This window comes from Streptococcus cristatus (assembly GCF_001578775.1).
Classification (GTDB): Bacteria; Bacillota; Bacilli; order Lactobacillales; family Streptococcaceae; genus Streptococcus; species Streptococcus cristatus_A.
In genome coordinates this window covers 859,838-883,279 of the sequence record NZ_KQ969062.1, presented here as the reverse complement: position 1 = coordinate 883,279, position 23,442 = coordinate 859,838, and the positions used below count along the sequence as shown (strand labels likewise).

At 44.0% G+C, this 23,442-nt stretch carries 17 protein-coding genes; 3 read left to right on the top strand and 14 right to left on the bottom strand.

All coding sequences use genetic code 11. The features are described from left to right. From SCRDD08_RS04330 to SCRDD08_RS04280, 11 genes are all read right to left on the bottom strand, one after another. Window positions 1-1,219 (bottom strand): glycosyltransferase family 4 protein (locus SCRDD08_RS04330; protein WP_061422588.1); only part of this gene is annotated, 1,219 nt, incomplete at its 3' end. A 1-nt stretch (window position 1,220) separates the two neighbouring features. Beyond that, window positions 1,221-2,219, bottom strand: coding sequence for an LTA glycolipid anchor biosynthesis glycosyltransferase, IagA/BgsA family (locus SCRDD08_RS04325; RefSeq protein WP_061422587.1), 999 nt, complete (start codon window positions 2,217-2,219; stop codon window positions 1,221-1,223). 140 nt (window positions 2,220-2,359) lie between these two features. Further along, complete coding sequence (gene addA / locus SCRDD08_RS04320; protein ID WP_061422586.1) at window positions 2,360-6,031, bottom strand: helicase-exonuclease AddAB subunit AddA; 3,672 nt, start codon at window positions 6,029-6,031, stop codon at window positions 2,360-2,362. Then, complete coding sequence (rexB, locus tag SCRDD08_RS04315; RefSeq protein ID WP_061422585.1) at window positions 6,028-9,312, bottom strand: ATP-dependent nuclease subunit B; 3,285 nt, start codon at window positions 9,310-9,312, stop codon at window positions 6,028-6,030. The genes addA and rexB overlap by 4 nt, the downstream gene beginning before the upstream one ends. Window positions 9,313-9,452: 140 nt before the next feature. After that, window positions 9,453-10,649 carry an elongation factor Tu gene (tuf, locus tag SCRDD08_RS04310; protein ID WP_005590656.1) on the bottom strand — a complete coding sequence of 399 codons (1,197 nt, stop codon included), beginning with the start codon at window positions 10,647-10,649 and terminating at the stop codon, window positions 9,453-9,455. Window positions 10,650-10,771: 122 nt separating this feature from the next. Further along, window positions 10,772-11,743 (bottom strand): anti sigma factor C-terminal domain-containing protein, encoded by a 972-nt coding sequence (locus tag SCRDD08_RS04305; protein ID WP_061422584.1) that lies wholly within the window; start codon window positions 11,741-11,743, stop codon window positions 10,772-10,774. Further along, window positions 11,730-12,200 carry an RNA polymerase sigma factor gene (locus SCRDD08_RS04300; RefSeq protein WP_061422583.1) on the bottom strand — a complete coding sequence of 157 codons (471 nt, stop codon included), beginning with the start codon at window positions 12,198-12,200 and terminating at the stop codon, window positions 11,730-11,732. Before SCRDD08_RS04300 ends, SCRDD08_RS04305 begins: the two co-directional genes overlap by 14 nt. 288 nt (window positions 12,201-12,488) lie before the next feature. Further along, window positions 12,489-13,424, bottom strand: coding sequence for a DUF805 domain-containing protein (locus tag SCRDD08_RS04295; RefSeq protein WP_061422582.1), 936 nt, complete (start codon window positions 13,422-13,424; stop codon window positions 12,489-12,491). A gap of 106 nt (window positions 13,425-13,530) precedes the next feature. Continuing rightward, the gene (locus SCRDD08_RS04290) at window positions 13,531-15,771 is read right to left on the bottom strand and encodes a DNA internalization-related competence protein ComEC/Rec2 (RefSeq protein ID WP_061422581.1); all 2,241 of its coding nucleotides are present in this window, start codon (window positions 15,769-15,771) and stop codon (window positions 13,531-13,533) included. Continuing rightward, the gene (locus tag SCRDD08_RS04285; protein ID WP_061422580.1) at window positions 15,752-16,447 is read right to left on the bottom strand and encodes a helix-hairpin-helix domain-containing protein; all 696 of its coding nucleotides are present in this window, start codon (window positions 16,445-16,447) and stop codon (window positions 15,752-15,754) included. The genes SCRDD08_RS04290 and SCRDD08_RS04285 overlap by 20 nt, the downstream gene beginning before the upstream one ends. 126 nt (window positions 16,448-16,573) lie before the next feature. After that, window positions 16,574-17,314 (bottom strand): lysophospholipid acyltransferase family protein, encoded by a 741-nt coding sequence (locus tag SCRDD08_RS04280; protein ID WP_061422579.1) that lies wholly within the window; start codon window positions 17,312-17,314, stop codon window positions 16,574-16,576. Window positions 17,315-17,471: 157 nt separating this feature from the next. Here SCRDD08_RS04280 and SCRDD08_RS04275 point away from each other — a divergent pair, with 157 nt between their 5' ends. The 3 genes from SCRDD08_RS04275 (at window position 17,472) to SCRDD08_RS04265 (ending at window position 20,903) form a co-directional block, all read left to right on the top strand. Further along, window positions 17,472-19,811 (top strand): cation-translocating P-type ATPase, encoded by a 2,340-nt coding sequence (locus SCRDD08_RS04275; RefSeq protein ID WP_061422578.1) that lies wholly within the window; start codon window positions 17,472-17,474, stop codon window positions 19,809-19,811. 92 nt (window positions 19,812-19,903) lie between these two features. Continuing rightward, window positions 19,904-20,650, top strand: coding sequence for a tRNA1(Val) (adenine(37)-N6)-methyltransferase (locus SCRDD08_RS04270; protein WP_061422577.1), 747 nt, complete (start codon window positions 19,904-19,906; stop codon window positions 20,648-20,650). Further along, window positions 20,640-20,903 carry a GIY-YIG nuclease family protein gene (locus SCRDD08_RS04265; protein WP_045499331.1) on the top strand — a complete coding sequence of 88 codons (264 nt, stop codon included), beginning with the start codon at window positions 20,640-20,642 and terminating at the stop codon, window positions 20,901-20,903. The genes SCRDD08_RS04270 and SCRDD08_RS04265 overlap by 11 nt, the downstream gene beginning before the upstream one ends. Before the next feature lie 39 nt (window positions 20,904-20,942). Here SCRDD08_RS04265 and lacD read toward each other — a convergent pair whose 3' ends face one another. Genes lacD through lacB form a run of 3 tightly spaced genes read right to left on the bottom strand, consistent with a single transcriptional unit; the run spans window position 20,943 to window position 23,380 of the window. After that, window positions 20,943-21,923 (bottom strand): tagatose-bisphosphate aldolase, encoded by a 981-nt coding sequence (lacD, locus tag SCRDD08_RS04260; RefSeq protein ID WP_061422576.1) that lies wholly within the window; start codon window positions 21,921-21,923, stop codon window positions 20,943-20,945. A 1-nt stretch (window position 21,924) separates the two neighbouring features. Next, complete coding sequence (locus SCRDD08_RS04255; protein ID WP_061422575.1) at window positions 21,925-22,854, bottom strand: tagatose-6-phosphate kinase; 930 nt, start codon at window positions 22,852-22,854, stop codon at window positions 21,925-21,927. A gap of 10 nt (window positions 22,855-22,864) precedes the next feature. Continuing rightward, on the bottom strand, window positions 22,865-23,380 hold the full coding sequence (gene lacB, locus SCRDD08_RS04250; RefSeq protein WP_005590668.1) for a galactose-6-phosphate isomerase subunit LacB: 516 nt from the start codon (window positions 23,378-23,380) through the stop codon (window positions 22,865-22,867). Window positions 23,381-23,442 lie beyond the last annotated feature (62 nt).

The window sequence follows — 23,442 nt, the reverse complement described above, 5'->3', positions numbered from 1 at the left end:
GTAAATAGACAATGGTCTTGGCCAAGCGTTTGGCCATCGTTTCTTCAGGATTGAGATCATTATGAAAATCCTTACTAATGGTCAAATCCAAATAGAATTCATAGATTCGACGACCAAAATTCTCGGCGGAAATCTCGTATAATTTATCGGCTAGCTTTTTCTCGTCCATATCTGGTGTTGCCAAAATGGCCTCCAAAATAGCTCCTGCCAAATCCCGGCTCTCATAATAAAGCGTACCAAAGGCTTTATCGCTGATTACATTGTCCAGATAGGGATTGCCATGGGCGATGATGGGCGTACCGCTGGCTAGGCTTTCCAGATAAGTCAGCCCCTGCGTCTCACTGGTTGAGGCTGAGATAAAGAAATCTGCCGCCTTATAGTAGAGGGCCGTATCGCTTGGGGCAATCATCCCTGTAAAAATGACTGAGTCTTCAATGTGAAGCTGGGCTACCAAGGCTTTTAAGTCCTCAGCATAAGGTCCATCTCCGACAATGACCAACTTCACCTTGGCATTTTCTTCTAAAACCATTGGCAGTGCTTCAACAATCGCCTGGATGTTTTTCTCATAGGAAATTCTTGATAAACTGAGCAACATGATTTCGTCTTCTGCTATTCCCAGCTTAAAGCGCAGTTTCTTGATGTCTTCCCGTGAAAGTTCTGGGCGGTCAAATTTGGCCAAGTCGATTCCTGTTGGAATGACCCGTTTTTCCGCTTTGATTTTATAACCAACCAAAAGGTCATAGACAATCTCAGAAGGACAAACGACACCATCCAAATCGCTCATAAAACCACGCACGATGTACTTGACCATACTCGGACGAATCACCATGCCCTTGGCAAGATAATGCACATAGTCCTCATACTGGGTATGGTAGGTATGAACCACTGGAATCCGCAGTTCCTTGGCAATCCAGATGCCCAAGAGACCCAGAGAAAACTCTGTCTGAGTATGGATAATATCCAGCTGATACTGGCGAGCAATTTCTAAAGCATTGGAAAAGCCACGATAAGCCACGCGTCGATCCTTAAATGCGAAAAAAGGCACGCTGGGAATACGGATAATCTGCCAATCTTCATAGCGGTTGACATCCTTGTCCGTCGTAGTAAAAATAAAGACTTTATGACCTAGTTTCTCTAGCTCAGTCTTGAGGGTGCGAATGCTCGTCGCCACCCCGGAAACCTGAGGAAAATAGGTATCTGTAAAAAGACCAATCCGCATATCACATCTCCAAAACTGTTTGGTAAGCCTTGACTAACTGCAGTGCGACGTCATCGATAGAGCGACTCTCCGCAACGCGATAGCCTGCTTCACGTTTATCTACTTTTCCGTCAAGAACCTTACGAAGCGATTCGACAAACTCATCTACATTATGACAAAGCTCCGCCGACTCCTCATCAATCCAGCCATTATAAACAGGAATATCACGCAGAACTACGTGTTGGCCGCTGGCCAGCGCTTCTAGGACCACAATCCCTTCAGTCTCTTCATAAGACGGGAAAAAGAAGGCATCGCTGCCTGACATGGCTCCTTGAAAAACTGCGCCTTTGAAATAACCAGGAAATTCCACGTTTTCTGGATGATTATAGAGGACAAGATCTCGAATTTTGCGCGGAATAAGCCAAAGATTGATAGAGCCCAGCCAGATAAAGCGGACATCTGGCATTCTGCGAGCCACTTCGACAAAGTCTTCGATTCCTTTTCGTCTGAAATAAAGGCCTGCACAAATTACGACTTTCTGCCCATCTGCAATCTGAAAATGTTTTTTAAAGACTTCTTCCTTGCGCTCATCTTTCTTGTATTTCGACAGGTCAATACCATTTGAGACAGCCATAATGGGCGTCGTCACGCCGTAGGATTCAATCAATTTTTTGGAATACTCAGACGGAGTAATGATGAAGTCCGCCATTTTATACATGTGCGCTAGATATTTGCCAAATAAGGGCGCAAAAAGATTAGAACCAATAAAAGAGTTTTCAAAGTCTTCTTTGGTCGAATGTCCGTGCATGATCACTTTTTTGCCTCCCCGCTTAGCCGCGTGAAGAAGAAGCAAACTACGAGGTCCGTAAGTGTTGATGTGCACGACATCATAATCTCCTAAAACATCTGTTGTATAAGGAATTCCTGCCAGATCCAGTGCATGCATTTGATGCTGCAAGGCACGGCCGATACCTGATTTTTCTAAAACAGACTTTCCTTCTAGATATAGTAATACTTTCATATCTTCTATTATACCCAAAAGAAGCAAAAAAAGGAAACGCCAAGGGAAGATTGGCAGTTAAATAATGCAGTCAACCTTCCCACAAACATTTCCCGTAGCAATACCCATTCTTGCTGGGATTTATTCAGTTCACAAGCAGACTAGTCCACCTTGATCACCTGCAGTTCAGTACCTCCCAGTAGAATCAGATATTTGTCTACTTGGCTAATACCATAGGAACGACTGAGGGCTTCGGCATAGAGATCCAGTTGAGCTCGATAGCGCTCCACCAACTCTGTCGACTCATGATAGCGGTCAGTCTTATAGTCAAAAAGGACAATGCGATCATCAAAGAGCAGGTAGCCGTCTAAGATTCCCCGAACGACAAAGTCTTGACCGCTGGCTGGATCCTGCTTGAGCATGGCAAAAGGGGATTCCCGATGGAGATGATTGGCCTGATGCTGGATTAGCTGACCTAGTTCTGTAGCGAAAAAGGCCTCAATCTTAGCCAAATCAATCTCTTTCTTGACTGACGCATCTGTCTGAACCTGAGCCAAGGCTTGACGAATGCTAGTCTTAGTAATAGGACGATCCAGCGGAATCCTTTGCATGAGTTCATGAACAGCAGAGCCGATTTGGGCTCCTGTGACTTGCTTCTTCTTACCAAAATCAGGCAAATCAAAAGTCAGCTGGGGTTGATAACTTCGAGGCGCATCCATAATGTCTAACCCTTCTGAGTCCATAACCGGCTCATAGAACTTCTTGATTTGACTGGGTGTACGGACACTAGGCAATTCAATAGCCGCTTGATAGAGGCTGTTGAGTCGATCTACATTCTCCAAGATATCCAGAGCTCGGCGGATATCTTCTGACTGACGGTTGCCTGTCAAATCATCTACTGGAATAGGATCAGCCTGCTCCACTACTCCAATCTGCTCGTCTGTCAGCTCCTGATCGGTCACAAAGCGAGTTTGATAAGCCAGATTTTCCTTTTCAAACACTGACTGAATAGCATAGAGCCAATCCTGAAAATTGGTCAGCTGGCTTCGGAGACTGCTAGATAAGCGACCATTTTGGCTAGTCCCCCACTTGCGCTCTTGGAGCTTAGCTTGCTTTCCCTTGCCGACCAGATAGAGCTTGGTTTCAGCCCGCGTCATGGCCACATAGAGCAGACGCATCTGCTCAGACAGGCTCGCCAGCTTGAGTTCTTCGGCATTCTGCTGATAAGGTAGGGTCTCCATGGAAATACGGATCTGCTTGGGCGCATGAGGATCCTGAGCCTCAACGGCCACATCGGCTACATATTTGATTCCAATACCCTTTTGTCGGCTGAGGATAATTGCAGAGCTGCTATCCTGACGGTTGAAGGCCTTGTCCATATTGAGTAGAAAGACATACTTAAACTCCAGCCCCTTACTCTTATGGATGGTCATTAGCTGGACCGCATTTTTTGGAGCAGCCAGAGGTACACTGGCCAAATCGTGCTCATTTTTCAAAATCCGGTCAATCATGCTGATAAAGCGGGACAGACCCTTGAAACTCGACTTTTCATAGTCGTTGGCCCTCAAGGACAGGGCATAGAGATTGGCCTGACGCTGCTCACCGTTGGGCAGAGCCCCCACCATATCGTAGTAAAAACGATCCTGATAAATCTTCCAGATTAAATCATAGAGAGAATGGGTCTTGGAATAGCTGCGCCAGTCATTCAGCGTTATCTGAAAGTGCTGCAGTTTCTTACGCAATTCATCATGGATGAGCTGAGGTTCCAGACCTTGATCAGCCAGAGCATTCCTCAGCTTTTCGTAGAGATTTTCCATAGACTTGGTACTGGAGGCTTGCAAGGCTAGCCGAGCCAATTCGTCCTCATCAAAGTCAAACATTGGCGACTTTAGGAGAGCGGTTAGGGCATAGTCATTGAGAGGATTGTTAATGGTCCGCAGGGTATCCAGCATCACCATAACCTCTACCGACTGGAGGTAATTGGTCTCGCCATCATCAGGCACAATCGGGATATGATGCCGGTCAAACTCTGCCAAAATCAGATCATTGCGGGTCCTCGAAGCTGTCAGCAAGGTAATATCCTTGAAATCCACCCCTTCTTGATTATGGAGGCGGATGATTTCCTTGATTACCAAGGCGACTTCACCAGCTGAAATACTAGGTAGGCCTTGGTCAGAATCCTCTTCTTCGCTATCGGCGCTACCATCATAAATCAGGAACTCCGCCTGATTGGCTGGATTTGGCTCCCGTTTGGCTGGATTTCCCGCCACCAAGTAGTGGGTCTCATTGTAATCAATCTCGCCGATTTCCTCGTCCATGAGTCGTTTAAAGACATCATTGGTCGCTTCCAGCACCTCGATGTGACTGCGGAAATTTTCCTTGAGGATAATCAGCTTGCCCTGACTAGGATCGGCCTGATAGAGTTTAAATTTATCGTTAAAAATCTGCGGATCTGCCTGACGAAATCGATAGATGGACTGCTTAATATCGCCAACCATGAAGCGATTATTTCCTCGAGCAAGCAATTCCAACATCCGCTCCTGAGTATGGTTGGTGTCTTGATATTCATCGACCATGACCTCATGGTACTTATCCTGGTAAAAACGCCGCACTTCTGGATAATTTTCTAAAATCTCAATAGCAAAATGGCTGATATCACCAAATTCAAAGGCATTTTCTGCTACCTTGCGTTCCAAATAAGCTTGCGAGAAATCTCGGACAAAATCGCGTAACAAATCCAGTAGAGGAAGAGCTTCCGATTGATGCTGCTCCATAAAGTTCAGATGGTAGAGGCGGATATCCAGCTCTTTAATTCGCTCTATCAAGGGCTTACGGGCTTCATTATAGGCTTGGGCTATCTCTTTTTTGAGCTCGTCTGCATTTTTACCAACTCGGGCAGTAAAAGCCTGATGGTTAGAGGTCTTGGCCAATTCTAAAAAGCGCTGAATCAAGTCTAGCAACTGTTCCGATTCGGTCTGCTCTGTCAGCTCAGCCAAGATATCTAAGGCCGCCTGAACATTTTCCTGATATTTAGCCCCAGCAAAGGCCTGACCTTCATGAGCCAAATGGCTCTGGAAAAAATCTTCCAAATCCAGCAAAGACTGCCTAGCTCCAGACAGGATTCGCTCCCGCTCTGCTCCAAAATCACTGGTTTCATAGCCTAGAAGAAAGGTTTCCTCCAACCACTTCCGCGGATTGCTGGTAGACTGGAGAAAGCTATAAATACTATAAATCTGCTGGCGGAAACCAGCAATGTCCTTACGCTTGCCAGTGAAATTTTTAACCAAGCGACTGAATAATTCCTGCTGATCACTCTCATAGTAGGTATCGAAAAGCTGATCAAAGACTTCATTTTGCAGAATGAGCTGCTCACTGGCCGACTGTAAAATCCGAAAATGCGGTGCCAGCCCCAGCAAATAGCCGTACTTATTGACTACTTTCTGGGTAAAAGCGTCCATGGTGCCAATATCCGCATTGGCAATCTCAGCCAACTGCTGGGCCAGATGCTGGCGGAGTTCCTGATCTGAAGTCTCCTTGAGCACCAGACTCAGCTCCTTCTCCAGCCGTTCCTTGAGCTCACCTGCCGCCTTGACAGTAAAGGTGGAGATGAAGAGTTGGCCGACCTCCACACCCCTGAGAATCTGGTCAATAATCCGCTGAACCATAACATAGGTCTTACCAGAGCCAGCCGAAGCTGAGACGAGAATATTCTGACCAGAGGAGTAGATGGCCTGGATCTGCTCTGGTGTACGCTTTTGTGGCTTGTCAGAGGCAGCTTCCTCAGCCTGCTTGACTAGGATATCCTGCTCGTTTAAAAAGGGAATCCGTCTCATTTATCCAACTCCTCCTTGATTTTTTCTAGCCAGGCTTGACGCAACTTCTCGCCTGTCGGTCGTTTTTCGTACTGCTCTAGATTTAACTTGGTCAGCTGTCTAGCCTGCCCCAGATGGAGATTGGCTTCAAATCCTGTAATGGCCTTAAACTGGTCCACGTAAGGGGCGATACTACGGCCATTTTCTGTATAAGGATTGATGGCAAAACGACCAGCTAAAATGCCTTCTGCAGCTTGCTGATAGAGATAAGCATTATAAGCCAAAATCACTTCTAATTCTTCCTTTGTCAGCAGATTAACCTTGCTTTTCTCATAGTTAGCGCCCAAGTCCTTGGCCTGGTCAGCCAGAAAGAGGCCTTTATAGACCTGACTTTTCATGACTTGTTTCACAGCCTCGTCCAGTGCCTTGGTGTCCTTGAGGCTGGCTAGGGGCTCCGTCATCTGTAGGTACATAGCGCCGAAAATTCCCTTGTCTTCCTGGTATTCTGGCATTTCTCGGATAGCTGCTAGGTAGGTCGGCAGCTGAGAATTAAGCCCATTAAAGAACTTCTCAAAGCTGAATTTGGTATCGCCAGATTTGTAATCCACGACTCCCAGACTCCCCGTCTCTGTCAGACGATCAATACGGTCCACCTTGCCGCTCACCTGAAGAGCTCTGCCATTGTCCAAAAGCAAGAAAGGCCGATCATGACCAAAGTCAGTCTCCTCACCGATGACCTCCAGCCCATCCGACTGAGCCAAGATACGACCAGTGGCCTGAGCCGTGTCCAATAGCAAACGGCGGGCAAACTGGGTCTCCCCATTTTCACCATAGATAGACTCAAACTCAGCCTCCCAGCTAGTCTCCTCCATAGCCCGCTGCAAGCGAGTGTTGAAATCCTGCTCCAAGTGCTCCTGCATAACCTTTTCAAAGATTCGGTGGAGGAAAATCCCGTGACTGCGCGCATCCGGCTGAATGGTCCACTCCTCCTGCAACCTCAGGACATACTTAAGAAAATAGGCATACTGGTTTTTAAAGTATTCATTGAGAGCAGAGGCTGATAGTCTCAATGGCTGTTCTGAAGGATACAGAGCCTGAAGGGTTTCCGACTTGAGAGGCTCCGTTTTCAACTCCTTGCTGATCTGGGGAATAGAAATCCCTTTAGCTACCAATTTCTTACGCAAAACTCGGATGGCCACTGCCCAGAAGGTCTGCTCCTCCGGTGTCCATTCGCGGTCAATATCCTCCTGATAGAGGTCAATCACGCGCGCCAACAGAGCCCGATAAGTCCCAATATCGTCGCTACTAGCCTGTGGCCGCTTGCTGATAATGGGCAGGGAAATAGGCGCTATTTCCAACTCCGTCAAATAGGAAGACATGGCATCTTCTACTTCATTGGTCAAGACAGGAGCAGACAGGACCAAATCTTCTGTCGCTGAATTAAGCAAAGATAGCGCTGCAAAGCGATTTTTCTTGAGATTTTCACTGCTGGATATCTGCAACTCAGCCTCGTCCCCAGTCGCTTGATTTAATTTCTGACGTTCTTCGTCACTGAGCAGACTTTTATTTTGCGCTAACTTGGGCAAGCGCTCCTGCGTCAATCCGATAGCATAGACATAAGGCGCAGCCATGGGCTCAATCAAATCGTAAGACTGAACGGTCACCACATCCACTGTCGCTGGTACAACTCGGTACTTGGCCAGAAGCATGCCAGACAGAATCAGAGCCAGAAAATCATCGATCTTGAGCTTGCTACCATCAAACACCTGAGCAAGCTGCTCTAAGACATGACAAAAGGTCTTCCAGACTTCCTCCTGCCGCTCTACTTCTTGCTGGCTTGCATCTTCCAGCAGACCAGTCAGATTGGCATCCAAGCGAACTTCTTTGATAAAGTTGGTAAATTTAGCCAAGAGACCAGTCGCTGTCTGACTGCGTGATTTGAAAAAGTCTAACAGAGGCGTGATAAGGCTCCGACGCATAGCATTGATACGCTTCAGGTCAAATTTCTCCTGACGGTTAATAGTGAAATCTCTCCCCAGCTTGGCTGCTCCTTTAATTTCCGCAAAGCGAAGGTACTGCTCAAAACTATCCAGATCCTCCTGACCCAAGCCGCCATACAGGCCGGTTTTTAAAAGATTGAGTAAATCTTCTGTCTGAAAATTATAGCGTTTCAGCCGTTCCAATGACTCTAAAAACTGGACCAAAGGATGCTGAGCCATGGACTCAGACCGCCCCAAATAAAAGGGAATCTGATACTGGTCAAAAATGGTCTTCAGCTGGAGCTGGTAGGCCTCCACATCACCCAAAAGCAGCCGGATATCCTTGTAGCGGGCGCCATCATGGAGCCGCTGACGAATGGACTTGGCCACATACTCTAGTTCTTCTTTTTGATTACGAACCGACCAAATCTCTAAGTGAGAGCGGTCATCTTCGGTCAATTCCACATGGGTTTCAGAAAAATCATAGCGACTCTCTAAAATCTTGGAAATCTTGCCAAAGGCATCATCCGACTGAATCGAATCTCCCGCTAGATACTCTGGCTTGATCTCATAAGTTTGAGCCAGCTTGAGCAAAAATTCCACGCTAGCCTGGTAAAGATTGCCCTCACGAAAGGCTGCCCGGTAGGCTTTTTGACTGGCATAAACTCCAATAACAATCTCCACTCCCTTGCGATGCAGCAAATCTACTAGATATTCCTCTTCTGCTGAGAAGCGGGTAAAGCCGTCGATAACCAGTGCAAGATTAGCCAATTCCCCATCCAAATCTCCAGCCAGAATATGCTGGGCAAAAATCGTGAGTTTAGAGGTCGCATCATAATTTCCTGCCTGCAGGGCAGCTGAAAAGGCCGTGAAAATCTTGAGTAAATCCTCGCGCTTCTCTGCCTCTTCTAGATAGTTCAAATCCGCAAAAGTCATCTGAGCTGTCTGAAGCTCATGATAAAGGTCTAGCAGTTGCTGGATAAATTGTGCATCCTTCTTGATCCGCCCATAAACCTTTAGTTCTCGGTCATCCATTTCCGATAAAATCCGATAAAATAGCATACCTAGACCAATGTCGTCCAAGGGCTGTCCATCTTGAACATCATTAAGGACAAAATAGCGAGCCATCTGAGCAAAACGGGTCACCGTAATAGCAAAGGAAGCGTGATTTTCTAATGCTTCCAAAACTGCTCGCTCCTTTTCAAAAGAAAGGGAGTTGGGCGCTATATAAAAGACCCGCTTGCCGGCCGCTGCTAAGTCCTGAGCTTGCTTAGCCAAATGCGCCGTCAAAGGACTGCGGATATCCGTATAAAGTAATTTCATACCGTCTCTTTTCAACAACAAAATTATAGAATTATTATATCATGTTTGCGAGAAAAAGGCTTTGTCTAAAAGAAAAAGCCCCGCCGAAGCGAGACTTTTTGTGTCTGATTTTATAATTGTTATCTGGGAACGAAATCGAATTAAGCTTCGATTTCAGTAACCATACCTGAACCAACAGTACGTCCACCTTCACGGATAGAGAAAGTAGTACCTTGTTCAACGGCGATTGGGTGGATCAACTCAACGTCGATAGTTACGTTATCACCAGGCATTACCATTTCAGTACCTGCTGGAAGTTCGATTGAACCTGTAACGTCAGTTGTACGGAAGTAGAACTGTGGACGGTAGTTGTTGAAGAATGGAGTGTGACGTCCACCTTCTTCTTTAGTAAGGATGTAAACTTCACCCTTGAATTTAGTGTGTGGGTTGATTGAACCTGGTTTAGCGATAACTTGACCACGTTCGATTTCATCACGTTGGATACCACGAAGAAGTACACCTACGTTGTCCCCTGCAAGACCTTCGTCAAGTTGTTTACGGAACATTTCAACACCAGTAACAACTGCTTTTTGGATTTCTTCTTTGATACCAACGATTTCGATTTCATCGTTGACACGAACAGTACCACGGTCGATACGTCCTGAAGCAACTGTACCACGACCAGTGATTGAGAATACGTCTTCGACTGGAAGAAGAAGAGGTTTGTCAGTATCACGTTCTGGTTCTGGGATGTACTCATCAACAGTGTTCATCAATTCCATGATGATGTCTTCGTACTTAGTATCACCTTCAAGAGCTTTAAGAGCTGAACCTTGGATAACTGGAAGATCGTCACCTGGGAAGTCGTATTCTGACAAGAGGTCACGGATTTCCATTTCAACCAATTCAAGCAATTCTTCGTCATCAACCAAGTCGATCTTGTTCATGAAGACGATAAGGTGTTTAACACCAACCTGACGTGAAAGAAGGATGTGCTCACGAGTTTGTGGCATTGGTCCATCAGTTGAAGCTACTACAAGGATAGCTCCGTCCATTTGAGCGGCACCAGTGATCATGTTTTTAACGTAGTCCGCGTGTCCTGGAGCGTCGATGTGAGCGTAGTGACGTTTTTCAGTTTCGTACTCAACGTGCGCAGTGTTGATAGTGATACCGCGTTCGCGTTCTTCTGGAGCAGCATCGATAGACGCATAGTCTTTTGGTTGGTTAACTGATGAAGGCAAGCGACGTGCCAATACAGTTGTGATAGCTGCTGTCAAAGTAGTTTTACCGTGGTCAACGTGTCCGATAGTACCAATGTTAACGTGTGGTTTACTACGATCGTATTTTTCTTTTGCCATTTGAGTAAAAGCCTCCAATAAAATATATTTTATAGATAGACAGTAGGCAATACAGTCTAACTTTCCTTACTATTTTATCAAATTTTACTGAAAATGCAAGCCTTTTACACATTTTTTGTCAATTATTCCTTATCGAGCTTATAGTAAGGCTGATTGGGAACGGAAGCACCGATACTCGAAGCATAAATCCACTCTTTTCCTTCTAATTGAGTGAAATTTTCAGCTTTTCCTGTCAAGATAACACCGGAGAATTTGCAATCTTCTATATTTTTAAATGTATTATTAAGATATTCCAATTCTTTCTTTGTGTTATAAACTTCTCCTTTTGAATTCGTTATACTTGTTAAGCCGTGCTTATCCTTTAGTGAATTTTTCAAATGGGTCTTAAAAAGATCAAAACTATACTCTGCATCATCTTTAGTCAATTTAAAACCAAATATGTTACTGATATTTAAGTTTTCAGTATTATAATTTGAATATGTACCAAGCCAATACCAATTAACTTTCAAATTGGAAGGAAGCATACTTTGTAATTCAGAATAAGTATAAGGTCTATCAAAAGTTAAAGCCACTTCGACTAGTTGTCCTTTCATTTCAGAAACTAACGGTAATTCTTGGGAAGGGTTAGACGTTATGTCAGTTTCGTCCTCATTTTTTATGTTAAAAAATAAAGGAATCTTTACTCGTTGTCCAGCATTAAAAGCCATAATATTTTTATTAACACCACTAGTAGGGATTACAGAATCAGCCACATGATCAATTTTTTCAAGATTTGGTCCAACTGATGCTGTCACAGTATCATAGGGAACGGTAACTCCATCTACATCCTTAAAACGACCTAATTGATACAGATTTGAAAAGGCGGTTGTATTATGAATATTACTGTTGGAATAAATATTTGGATAGGCAATTTGCAATCTATTTTCATAGAAATTTGTGACTTCTGTCATATGATGCTCTGTCATTTTTTCCAATACGGTTCTTGTAGCTATGTAAACACCGATAAAAGACAACACAACTGCTATAGACAATATAAGAATTTTCTTTGTATTTCTTCTTCTACTTTTCTTCGCTAAAATTTCAAATGTTTCCATTTTTATATCCTTTCTTTTCCAATTTATGGCGGAGCTTAATTCGGCTACGCATGAGTTGCACTTTCACTTTACTTACAGAATACGACATGATGTGAGCGATTTCCTTTACTGTGAAATTTTGAAAATAATAAAGATCTAACAGCATTGCTTCCTTGGTAGGGAGCTCTTCTATCGTCGTCCTTAACAGCTCATAATGGTCATTTTCAAATGGTTGAATCACATCTTGTTTAAAAAATTCCTTTTGCAAAATTTCTAGATAATGCTGATCGCGCCTATAACGATCGATATAGCGGCGAATGGACACCCGATACATCCAAGCTCGCATCTTATCTGCAGGGATGACCAGATCAGTCTCTAACATTTTGACAAAAACATCCTGCACCACATCTTCTGCCTCGACCTTAGAAGCTCCTGACTTTTGCAAGTAGAAAACAATCTCTCGGGCAAAGCCAATCAAGATGTTTTCGTATTCATCCAGTTTGATAATCTCACCTCCCTACAACTTCTCTTAAAATCTCTCATTATTTGCACTTCTTTAAAAGGAATAACAAAAAAGCCTTTCTATCCCAAATCTCACAGCTGCTACTTCTCATTTGAAACTGCTTTTCTCTATGCAATACTTTTCTATTCTTCCCCCTTTCTACTAGTATAACGAATAGAAAGTCATTTTGGTTACAAAAGTTTAAAAGACGACAAAGAAACCCCAGATAGATTGAAACTATCTAGGGTCGATATCTTATAGATTTTATTGAGAGATTGACTCTGAGTTATTGATTTGTTCAGAAGCAGTTCCCAGAGCCTGTTCTGCAGTTTCAGCCTGAGACTGATGAGCTTCTACTGAATGAACTGATTCAGCTGGTTCTGAAACTGAGGCTGAGAATGCTGATTGAGTTGATTCTTGAGTTTGGGCTTGGCTAGCAGCAAACGGTTGAGTTGGCTGGTTTACTTGATTTTGCCCAAAAGGTTGCTGAGGCTGACCAAATCCTTGATTTTGAACTGGTGCTTGTTGCTGAGCAAATGGTTGCTCTTGGTTAACAGGCTGACTAAACTGTTGGTTTTGAGCTGGCTGTTGAACTTGACCAAATTGTGGGTTTTGTGTCGGCTGTTGTTGCCCTTGGAATCCAGGCTGAGCAAACTGTTGGTTTTGAACTGGTTGTTGAGCTTGACCAAATTGCTGACCTTGGAATCCTGGTTGACCATAAGGAGCCCCTTTAACTTGCTGAGCTGGTTTGCTAGCTTGGCAAAGCAAGACAATCAGAGCAATACCACATGGCAGAGAAACCAAAGCAGCTAGAATATTCAAAACTGGAATGAAAGAAGCTATTGTTGGCCCTACTCCCAGAAAAATAAATGACCAGTGGAAGCCAGCGTCGCGAAGACGACGAACTGTGATAGCAAGATAGGGAACGATCGTTGCAAGCCAATAGATGGTAAGCAAGAACATGATGAACACAGCTAAACCAGCGCCAGCCATAGCTCCAGATAGATCAGGTTCATAATCGTACAATCCCGCATAATAAATTTCACTAAAAAGTGGAATGAGGAAGCCGAAAAAGGCAATCAACGAAAATGGTAGAGTAATCAAAAAATTACATAGGACAACCCACCAGTAATCTGAACGGCTTGAACGACCACTAAAGTCTGCATAACGAGTCCAAAATTTTTTATAAGCAGAAAACATAGAAATCTCCTCTAAATTTTTATTAACAGAATTCATTGTATCATAATTTTAGCTCGAAATCAAGGTAAGTTAATTCTAGCTTGCTCTCAGAGCAAGGAAACAGAGGTCACTTTACCGTTTCGATTTCCCATGAATCCCAGCCACTGAAGCGAATAGCTCCTTGTTCATCTGTACGAAAAATCTGTGTCTGAATGTTCTCAAATCTGTCCAGAGTTTCCTGATGAGGATGCTTGTAGCGGTTATTCCTACCTGCAGAGATGAGGGCAATTTTGGGCTGAAGCTGATGTAAAAATTCTGGGCTGGAGGAGCCCTTAGAACCGTGGTGTCCTGCTTTTAAAACATCCACCTTGAGTTGCGGAAAACGCCGCATCAAGGTAGCTTCGCCTTTCTCCTCTAAGTCTCCCGTAAACAAAAAACTGGTTCCAAAAAATTGCCCATACAAGACGACAGAGTCGTCATTACTACCGTCGCCCGTCTCCTCAGGATAAAGAACTTGCAGGGCTCCATCAAAAATTGGAAGTCTATCTCCTACTTCTACCGCATGAACTCCCGTCTGCATCCGCTCCAATTTCTCCACAAAATCCGCCTGAGTCAAACTTCCCTTAGATACGTAAATTTCCTTTATAGAAAAATGCTTGGCCACCTCTAACATATCACCCATGTGATCGGTATCGGTGTGGGTCAAAACCAGCACATCCAAACGACTCACTCCCCGACTTTTTAGATAAGGAATCAAGGTCTTTTCTGCATTTGTCGAAGCAGTCCTCTTCTGCCATACTTCTTTTTTGCCAATCTCCACTCGACCACCCACATCAATCAGAACAGATTTCCCCCGCCAATCACGTAAGAAAATGCTATCTCCCTGCCCAATATCAATAACTGTAATTTCATTTTGTAGAGGATGTTTAGTAAGGAAAAATAGCAGAGCAAGAACCAAGCTAAGTAAGGTCACAACTTTCTTCTGTCTGCGAAAATCATAGAGCAAGCCAAGAGTGATAAGCAGGCCTAGCATCATCCAGATAGATGGCTGACCAAAAACCACTGGTCTAGAAGAAATGGAGGCCGTCCAACGGATTAGCCCTTCCAACAGTTCAAATAAGACATTGACCTGAGTGATTTTCAAAAGAGGTGATAGGGCAAAAATAAAGGTCAGGGCTGGAAGCATAAAAAGATCAAAAACAACTGAGAATAGAAAGGTCAGCAGAATAGACCATGGCTGAAATTCGGAAAAATAGAAAATCAGAATCGGTAGAATTCCCAGTGAAATGGTCAGACTTTCTGCCAGCACCTTTCGCACGGGAGGTAAATGCTCAAAATCCATGACAGATATGACAAAAGCATAGGCACAGGAAAGAACACCACCCGTCGTCAAGAGAAAATTGGGCATGAACATGGCTAAGAGCATGATTGTCAAAGCAAAGTTGTCCAGCTTAGTCACACCAAACTGCGAGAGCAGCTTTTGTACTAAACTCCTCACGACTGACACTGAAAAGCCCGTCAAACCCGCATAAATGAAGGAAAAGGGCAACTGTATCCAATCGACGGTTTCTCTTTTCAAACCAGATTTGAGGAGAATCCTGCGAAAACCATCCATGAAATAGCCGACCTGCATGCCAGATAGAGCAAAGAGGTGGATAATCCCCAGACTAGAATAAAGTTCATTCATCTCAGCAAAATCTGTGTCCAAATCACCAAACAAAAGTCCAGTCATATAATGGCTCATGGGGCTAGGAAAGTTTTCTTTGATATAAACCAAGGCTTTTCTCCGCCAAACCGACAGCCAGTCCCAAGGATTAAGACTGCTAAATTGCTGAGTAGACTTGATTTGATTGATTTTCAAAACCCTGTAAATCCCTTGCGTTTTTAGATAAGCCCGATAGTCAAAACCTGAAAAATTGCGTTGGTCTTCTGCTAAACTGAGTTCTCCATCAATCTTCACAAGGAGTTGATCGCTCAGCTTTTGAAAAGCTTGTTTTTCCTTTTCTGACTGGATTTTATAAAAAGCCTGATAGGTTCGACCATTGGAATGACCGCGAAAAGAAAGCGAGTCGCCATTGACTTTAATTGTATCTGGCTTGATCACAATGGTAGAAATGGTTTCCGGTTCATCTCGAAAGGCTTGATTAGCCATTTCTCTCCGAAATAAGAAAAATCCTGCAAAGAGACTCAAGAACACCAAAACAAGCAGACTATTTCTAGTCGAATAAAGCCAAAAGAGCCGAACAAGGAGAACTGCCAAACCTAGATAAGCTGGCAGACTGCCTGTGTAAATCGCAAAGTAGGTCAGCACCAGCAAAAAACAAAAATAGATGGGTTTGATAGGAAATTTATTTATCCACTGTGACATAGTCTTTTAACTTTTCTAAGGTTCTTGCACCGATTCCTGAAACATTTTTCAGCTCATCTACTGACTTAAACTTGCCATTGGCTTCCCGATAAGCGATGATGTCTTGCGCTTTCTTTTGACCGATGCCTGAAACTGTCTGAAGTTCAGCTTCGGTCGCCGTATTGAGATTGACCAAGCCAGACTTCCCTTTTTCTGTTCCCCCATTTCCAGCTGGCGTCTGACTAGTTTGCGTCACATCTGCTCCTTCCTCACCGACTTTAGCTACATAGACAACTGCCTCATCTGTTAATTTTTGAGCCTGGTTGATAGATTTGGACTCAGCATCCGGCAGTAAACCACCCGCTTTTTGTAGAGCATCATGCACACGCGCTCCTGCCTGCAACTGATAAACTCCTGGATTTTTGACAGCTCCTTTGACATCAACTGTTACTTCTTTCTCAGATTCTTCTGAATCCATATCTTTTTCTGAATCGATTTTTTCTTGATTCGCACTTCTTTTTTCTGCATTGGTTTCAGATGAAGCTGATGTAACCACTTCCTGAGCCAGTGTGCTGACCTGATTCTGTGGCTGAGCATTGCCCTTCATCAAGAAAAAGCCAGCCAAGACGACTCCTATCAAAGAAAGTCCAACAAAAATCTTGTATTCCTTTAATTTTTCAACTATTTCTTCAAACATAATTTTTCTCCTTTATCTTTTTATTCGTAAAAGAAAAGGGAAAATATAAAAATCTGAAACAAAGTTCCAAATATAAATAAGAAAAACTAAAACAGCCTTTAGATAAAAATCTAAAAGCTGTTAGCATTATTTTCTATGCTTATCTGGATCCCAGACAAAGCTTGCAAGGAAACTAAAAATGAAAGTTAGAATACCAATCAATGCTGCTGGAATAAAGGCAATTGCTCGTAAAATCCGCCAGAAGATATTTGGTTTTTTACCTGTCTGGTAGGGCGCTACTTCTGCATCCAAGCGGTCAAACTCTGCCTGAATCCGACGAGCCACTTCCTCAACTCCCTCATCATTCATCTTTTTGATATCAGAAATATCAATTGGATTGCCGAAGTTCATATCCACGCGCTCCCCAGCTGCCAAGCCTTTGAGGCTCATGGGACCAGCATAGACTACTGGCATGATACGGACCTTAGCCATCTTAGCAATCACTGCCACTCCTCCCTTGACATCCGTAGAATGGCGGCTGCCGCTTGGGAACATAATCAGAGAACGATTGCTCTTTTTCAGCATATTAACAGGGTACTTGATAGCTGACGGACCAGGATTTTCCCGGTCGATAGGAAAAGCACCACACATGCGAATCCACCAGCCGAACACCCGATTTTCAAAGAGCTGTTTCTTGGCCATGAAAATGAACTGCTTGGGCTTGGTCGCAAAAGCCATGTAAACTGGATCCCACCATGTTCGGTGAGGGGCAACCAAGATATAATTTTCATCTTTTGAAGGAATCTTCTCTTTATTATGGTAATGGGCATTGCCATTCAAAGCCCAGAGGATAAAAATTACCAATCCTCGCAAATAGGTATAAAACATAAACTCTCCTTATTTCAAACTGTGATTGTACTTGAAATTGATTACATCCTTTCCCATTATACCCTATACCCTTATAGTCTGCAATATTTTTCCAAACTTTGGCTGTAACAGCTGATTCCGATAGCTATTTCTATAAAAAAATGGTATCATTATTTTCATGAATAAGAAAGAATTAATTGGTTTAAACCAAACCCAAGTAGATGAAAAGATTTCGCAGGGCTTGACCAACGATTTTACAAGCGACACCAGTACTAGTAACTGGCAAATCGTTAAGCGGAATGTTTTCACCCTTTTTAATACCCTTAACTTTGTGATCGCTCTGGCCTTGGTCTCTGTCCAAGCCTGGAGCAATCTGATCTTCTTCGCCGTCATCAGCTTTAACGCCGTCACTGGTATTATCACGGAGCTGCGGGCCAAGCACATGATTGACAAGCTCAATCTGGTCAGTCGAGAGCTGGTCACAGTCATCCGCGATGGCCAGGAAGTCAAGATTCAGCCAGAAGAAATTGTACTGGGCGATCTGATCAAGCTGTCAGCCGGTGAGCAAATTCCCAGTGATGCCCGTGTGGTAGAGGGGGTTGCCGAGGCCAATGAAGCCATGCTGACAGGGGAGAGCGACTTGGTTCTCAAGGAAGAAGGCGCCGAGCTGCTGTCTGGTAGCTTTCTGGCCAGTGGGCAGATTTATGCTGAGGTGCACCATGTCGGCGCAGATAACTATGCCAACAAGCTCATGACTGAGGCTAAAACACTCAAGCCTATCAACTCGCGCATTCTATACAATCTTGGGAAAATTTCCCGCTTTACCGGAAAAATTATCATTCCTTTCGGAATGGCTCTCTTCTTTGAAGCCCTGATGATAAAGGGACTGCCTATCAAAAACTCTGTCATTACCAGCTCAACAGCCCTTTTGGGTATGCTGCCTAAGGGAATCGCCCTGCTGACAGTCACGTCACTTCTGACAGCTGTCATCAAGCTCGGCATGCGCAAGGTTCTTGTTCAGGAAATGTATTCTGTTGAAACCTTGGCTCGAGTAGACACTCTCTGCCTAGACAAGACCGGGACAATTACCCAAGGTAAGATGACTGTTGAAGCCTTACATAGCCTTTCAGATAAGTTTTCTGATGAGACCGTCAGTCAAATCTTAGCAGCCTACATCCAAACCAGCGAGGATAATAACCCAACAGCCCAGGCTATCCGCAAGGGCTACGGCCATTTAGAGCACACCTATACTAGTGACAATGTTATTCCATTTTCTAGTGACCGAAAATGGGGCGCTATGCATTTATCCAGTGTCGGAACTATCTTTCTAGGAGCGCCTGAAATGCTGCTGGACAGTAATCCTGCAGCTGTTGGAGAGGCCCAAAAACGTGGATCGCGGGTTTTGGTACTGGCTCACAGCGATAAAGTGCTAGACAAACACAGTATCCAACTGCCTGAAGATATGACCGCTTTAGCTATTCTGGAAATCACTGACCCTATTCGTGAGGGAGCGGCTGAGACACTGGACTACCTGCGCTCTCAAGATGTTGATTTGAAAATCATCTCTGGTGACAATCCTGTGACCGTTTCGCATATCGCGAGCCAGGCTGGATTTGCCAACTACGACAGCTACATCGACTGCTCTAAAATCAGCGATCAAGAACTGGTTGAGCAGGCAGAAGGAACAGCCATCTTCGGCCGAGTTTCTCCCCATCAGAAGAAGCTACTCATCCAGACTCTTAAGGCCGCCGGTCGGACAACAGCTATGACGGGAGATGGTGTTAATGATATCTTAGCCTTGCGTGAAGCAGACTGCTCCATCGTCATGGCAGAGGGAGACCCCGCAACTCGGCAGATTGCCAACTTGGTTCTTCTGAACTCCGACTTTAACGATGTCCCTGAGATTCTTTTTGAAGGCCGCCGGGTCGTTAACAATATCGGCCGGATTGCTCCGATTTTCTTCATCAAGACCATTTATTCCTTCATCCTGGCTATCATCTGTATCGCCAGTATCCTGCTAGGCAAGCCAGAATACCTCTTGATTTTCCCATTCATTCCGATTCAAATCACCCTGATTGACCAGTTTGTCGAAGGCTTCCCACCCTTTGTCCTCACCTTTGAGCGCAATATTAAGCCGGTTGAAAAGCACTTCCTCAAACGCTCCCTGCAGCTGGCTCTGCCAAGCTCCCTCATGATTATCTTCAGCGTGCTATTTGTCCGTATCTGGGGCAGCAGCCATGGCTGGAGCGACATAGAAATGTCCACCCTGACCTACTACTTGCTAGGCAGCATCAGCTTCTTGTCAGTCATCCGGGCCTGTCTGCCACTCAACCTCTGGCGCGCTCTTCTGATCATTTTTTCAGTCGCAGGCTTCTATCTATCCGCCTTTGTCCTGCAACACCTTTTGGAAATTGCGACGCTGACAGCCGCAACCTTGCCAGTCTATCTGATTCTCATGGTTTTCTTTATCGGAATTTTCATCGCTTGTACTATCAAGCAAAAATATGAATTCAACTAATATTCGCACCTGACTGTTTCTGTCAGGTGTTTTTTCCTATAAAATTTCTCTTTCTTCTTTGGAATAATACTTAATCATGCTATAATGTTGGTATGACAGAAACAAAATTAAAAGACGGAGAAAGAATCAACCAACTCTTTTCCACTGATATAAAAATCATTCAAAATAGCGAGGTTTTTAGCTATTCAGTCGATAGTGTCCTGCTTTCTCGCTTTCCAAAATTACCCAAACAAGGGCTCATCGTCGATCTCTGCGCTGGAAACGGGGCTGTTGGTCTCTTTGCTAGCACACGGACTCGGGCCCAGATTCTAGCGGTGGAAATTCAGGAACGTTTAGCCGATATGGCCCAGCGTTCCATTGAATTAAATCACCTTACTCAACAGATGCAGGTCATCCATGACGACTTGAAAAATCTAGGCGCCCATATATCTGGCAGTAAGGTTGACATCATTCTCTGCAATCCTCCCTATTTCAAGGTCGATGAACATTCCAATCTCAACGGCAGTGAGCATTATCTACTGGCGCGTCACGAAGTCGCTACGAATTTAGAAGAAATTTGCACGATTGCCCAGCGAGTCCTCAAGTCCAATGGCCGCTTAGCAATGGTTCACCGTCCTGACCGATTTTTGGATATTTTAGAAACTATGAAAAACCATAATCTAGCGCCCAAGCGCATCCAGTTTGTCTATCCCAAGCAGGGGAGAGAAGCAAATATGCTCTTAATCGAGGCTATCAAAGATGGTTCACCAGACGGCCTGAAAATCCTCCCGCCCCTCTTTATCCACGAGCAAGACGGCAGCTATACACCAGAAATTCAAGAGATTTACTATGGAAAATAAAGCCTATATGTACGTCCTTGAATGCGGGGATGGCACCCTCTACACAGGCTATACCACCGATGTAGAAGCTCGTCTAAAAACACATCAGGCTGGAAAAGGAGCCAAGTACACTCGTGCCCGATTACCTGTCACGCTTATCTATCAAGAAGAATACCCCGACAAATCTGCAGCCATGTCGGCTGAAGCCCTCTTCAAAAAGAAGAAACGAGCTGAAAAACTAGCTTATATAGAAGAAAAACGTAGTAAGTCCTGAAACTTACTACGTTTTTTGATTTCTACATTCAAGATTAAATTAGATGCGTTTTTTCCATGAAGTCGCTGTTGTTTGAAGAACCTTGTTGAGTTCGTCAATGTTCTCAAAACCTGTTGTACGTAGCCATTCACGAGCTGCTGCTTCACCGTCTTTGATGTAGGCTTCAACTGATCCTGCCCATGTTGCACGTCCGCAAAGAACACCGTTGAAGTTTGCGCCTGATTCGTGGGCAAAGACAAGGGTTTCTTGGAAGAGTTTCGCTGATACACCTGCACTCAAGTAGATGTAAGGAAGGTTAGTCGCTTCATCTTGTGCTTTGAAGAAGGCTGCTGCTTCTTCACGAGTATGCACGATTTCACCTTCGCCAAAGCCTTCAACGTATTTAACATTGACTGGAACTTCCACTTTCAAGACATCGATGTTGAAGCGTGGGTCTGAGAAGACTTTCATCGCACCGATAACTTTATGTGGTTTTACTTTGGCGTATTCTGCAGAGCCAGCATCAGCGATTTTTTCATCGTAAGCGAGGATTTCAAGGAAGAATGGAATATCTTCCGCCACACACTCAGAACCAATGCGTTCGATATAGGCTTGTTTTTGTTGGTTGAGTTCGTCAGAACTGTCTACATCGTAGTAAAGCAAGAATTTGACTGCATCTGCACCTTGTTCCTTAATGCGTTTTGCAGACCAAACATCCAAGCAGTCAGGCAAGCGTTTGGTGCTTGTTGTGTCGTAACCTGTTTTTTCATAAGCAAGGAGAAGCCCTGCATTTGGTGCAAGTGCTTTTGTAGCTGGAAGTCCGTACTCAGGGTCAAGAAGCATAGATGACGCGTATTTTGTCAATTCATCTGCTACCAAGACTTTGAGTTCCTCCATTTGAGCCACTGTTGGCTCTTCTGTTTGGTATTGAGCCATGAGGCGTTTCAAAGCACCACGTTGGTCAAAGGCAAGAGCTGAGATAATGCCATTCTCGTCAGAGAGTTTTTCTAAGCGTACACGTTTTTGTTCTGTTAAAGCCATTTTATACCTCTTTTACTATTAATTGATCATATAGAGCTTGATAGTTGTCTATATTGACATGACCTGTCATCTTTTCTTGAGCGTTGAGCATACCAAGGACATTGGCCTTGATGAGGAGTTCTGCATCCGATTCCTTATGAAGAAGTCCTGATGAAATGCCTGCAACAGTAGAATCTCCAGATCCAACTGGATTAACCACCTGAATTCTTGGAATATCTACCTTGTAGAAAGTGTCCCCATGTTTGGCAAAGGCACCATTGGCACCAAGTGAAACGATAATCCACTCAATCCCTGCAAATAAAGGCTCTTGAAGAACTTCTTTTAATTCATCCAAATCCTCAGAAACTTCTTTCCCAAGAAGCTGAGACAATTCTTCGTTATTTGGTTTAATAACTGTTGGTTTGTGTGGTGATTCAAGAACCGCCTGAAGAGCTGCACCTGAGCAGTCTAGAACAACTGGTTTGCCTGCGCGATTAGCAAGCTCTACCAAGTTTGCATAGTAATCAACCGGAAGACCTGCTGGAAGACTACCAGAGATAGTAACTACTTCCACAGTATCAAGGAGATTCTCGAAATGAGCCAAGAAATCTTGGCCTTCTTGTTCCAGAACTTCAGGTCCTTTTTCAAGAATTTCTGTTTGGTTGTCTCCGTGTAGAATAGCGATACAGTTACGAGTTTCTCCTTGAATTGTGAAGAAATGTTTACTGACCTTATCATCGATATGTTCTACCAAAAACTCACCAAGTTTGCCCCCAACTAAACCTGTAGCAACAACAGAATCATCAAATTCTGAAAGAACTCGTGTAACATTGAGACCTTTACCACCAGCTGTTTTTGTCACGTCTACCACACGGTTGACAGTGTCAATTTTCAATTCATCCAAAGGATAAGAAATATCAATGGATGGATTCATTGTGACTGTTAAAATCATGCGTCACCTCTTAGTCGTGGTACTCACCGCGATCCCATTTTTCAAGGAATTCTGTAAAGAAGTTTGCATCTGCTTGATGAGCATTGTGACTTTCAACGTGCTCGATTTTAGCAATTAATTTTTTGTTTTCTTCTGATGGTTTGTATTCAGCATTGATGAAAGCTTCGATGATATCGCACATGAGCAATTCACCAGTAATCTTACCACCAAAACCAATAACGTTGGCATTCAACTGTTCTTTAGCGTAAAGAGCTGTTGTCATGTCACGAACCAAGGCAGAACGAACACCCGGAACTTTATTGACAGCGTTGTTGATACCAACGCCGGTACCACAGATACAAACACCAAGATCAGCTTGTCCGCTAGTTACAGCTTCTCCCACTTTTTTACCAAAAATTGGGTAGTGTGTACGAGCATGGTCGTAAGTACCAAAATCAATGACTTCATGTCCTTTTGATTTCAAGAATTCTGAAACCGCCATTTTTTCATCTGTTACGATGTGGTCACATCCAATTGCAATTCTCATTAGTTATTCCCTCCGATTAATTATATAAATCTAATATCATTTATCCTTACTCAAGAAAAATC

Excerpts from the sequence above, each read along its gene's own strand:
- SCRDD08_RS04325 (WP_061422587.1), bottom strand. The coding sequence starts at position 2,219 with ATGAAAGTATTACTATATCTAGAAGGAAAGTCTGTTTTAGAAAAATCA.
- addA (WP_061422586.1), bottom strand. The coding sequence starts at position 6,031 with ATGAGACGGATTCCCTTTTTAAACGAGCAGGATATCCTAGTCAAGCAG.
- rexB (WP_061422585.1), bottom strand. The coding sequence starts at position 9,312 with ATGAAATTACTTTATACGGATATCCGCAGTCCTTTGACGGCGCATTTG.
- tuf (WP_005590656.1), bottom strand. The coding sequence starts at position 10,649 with ATGGCAAAAGAAAAATACGATCGTAGTAAACCACACGTTAACATTGGT.
- SCRDD08_RS04305 (WP_061422584.1), bottom strand. The coding sequence starts at position 11,743 with ATGGAAACATTTGAAATTTTAGCGAAGAAAAGTAGAAGAAGAAATACA.
- SCRDD08_RS04295 (WP_061422582.1), bottom strand. The coding sequence starts at position 13,424 with ATGTTTTCTGCTTATAAAAAATTTTGGACTCGTTATGCAGACTTTAGT.
- SCRDD08_RS04290 (WP_061422581.1), bottom strand. The coding sequence starts at position 15,771 with ATGTCACAGTGGATAAATAAATTTCCTATCAAACCCATCTATTTTTGT.
- SCRDD08_RS04285 (WP_061422580.1), bottom strand. The coding sequence starts at position 16,447 with ATGTTTGAAGAAATAGTTGAAAAATTAAAGGAATACAAGATTTTTGTT.
- SCRDD08_RS04280 (WP_061422579.1), bottom strand. The coding sequence starts at position 17,314 with ATGTTTTATACCTATTTGCGAGGATTGGTAATTTTTATCCTCTGGGCT.
- SCRDD08_RS04275 (WP_061422578.1), top strand. The coding sequence starts at position 17,472 with ATGAATAAGAAAGAATTAATTGGTTTAAACCAAACCCAAGTAGATGAA.
- SCRDD08_RS04270 (WP_061422577.1), top strand. The coding sequence starts at position 19,904 with ATGACAGAAACAAAATTAAAAGACGGAGAAAGAATCAACCAACTCTTT.
- SCRDD08_RS04265 (WP_045499331.1), top strand. The coding sequence starts at position 20,640 with ATGGAAAATAAAGCCTATATGTACGTCCTTGAATGCGGGGATGGCACC.
- lacD (WP_061422576.1), bottom strand. The coding sequence starts at position 21,923 with ATGGCTTTAACAGAACAAAAACGTGTACGCTTAGAAAAACTCTCTGAC.
- SCRDD08_RS04255 (WP_061422575.1), bottom strand. The coding sequence starts at position 22,854 with ATGATTTTAACAGTCACAATGAATCCATCCATTGATATTTCTTATCCT.
- lacB (WP_005590668.1), bottom strand. The coding sequence starts at position 23,380 with ATGAGAATTGCAATTGGATGTGACCACATCGTAACAGATGAAAAAATG.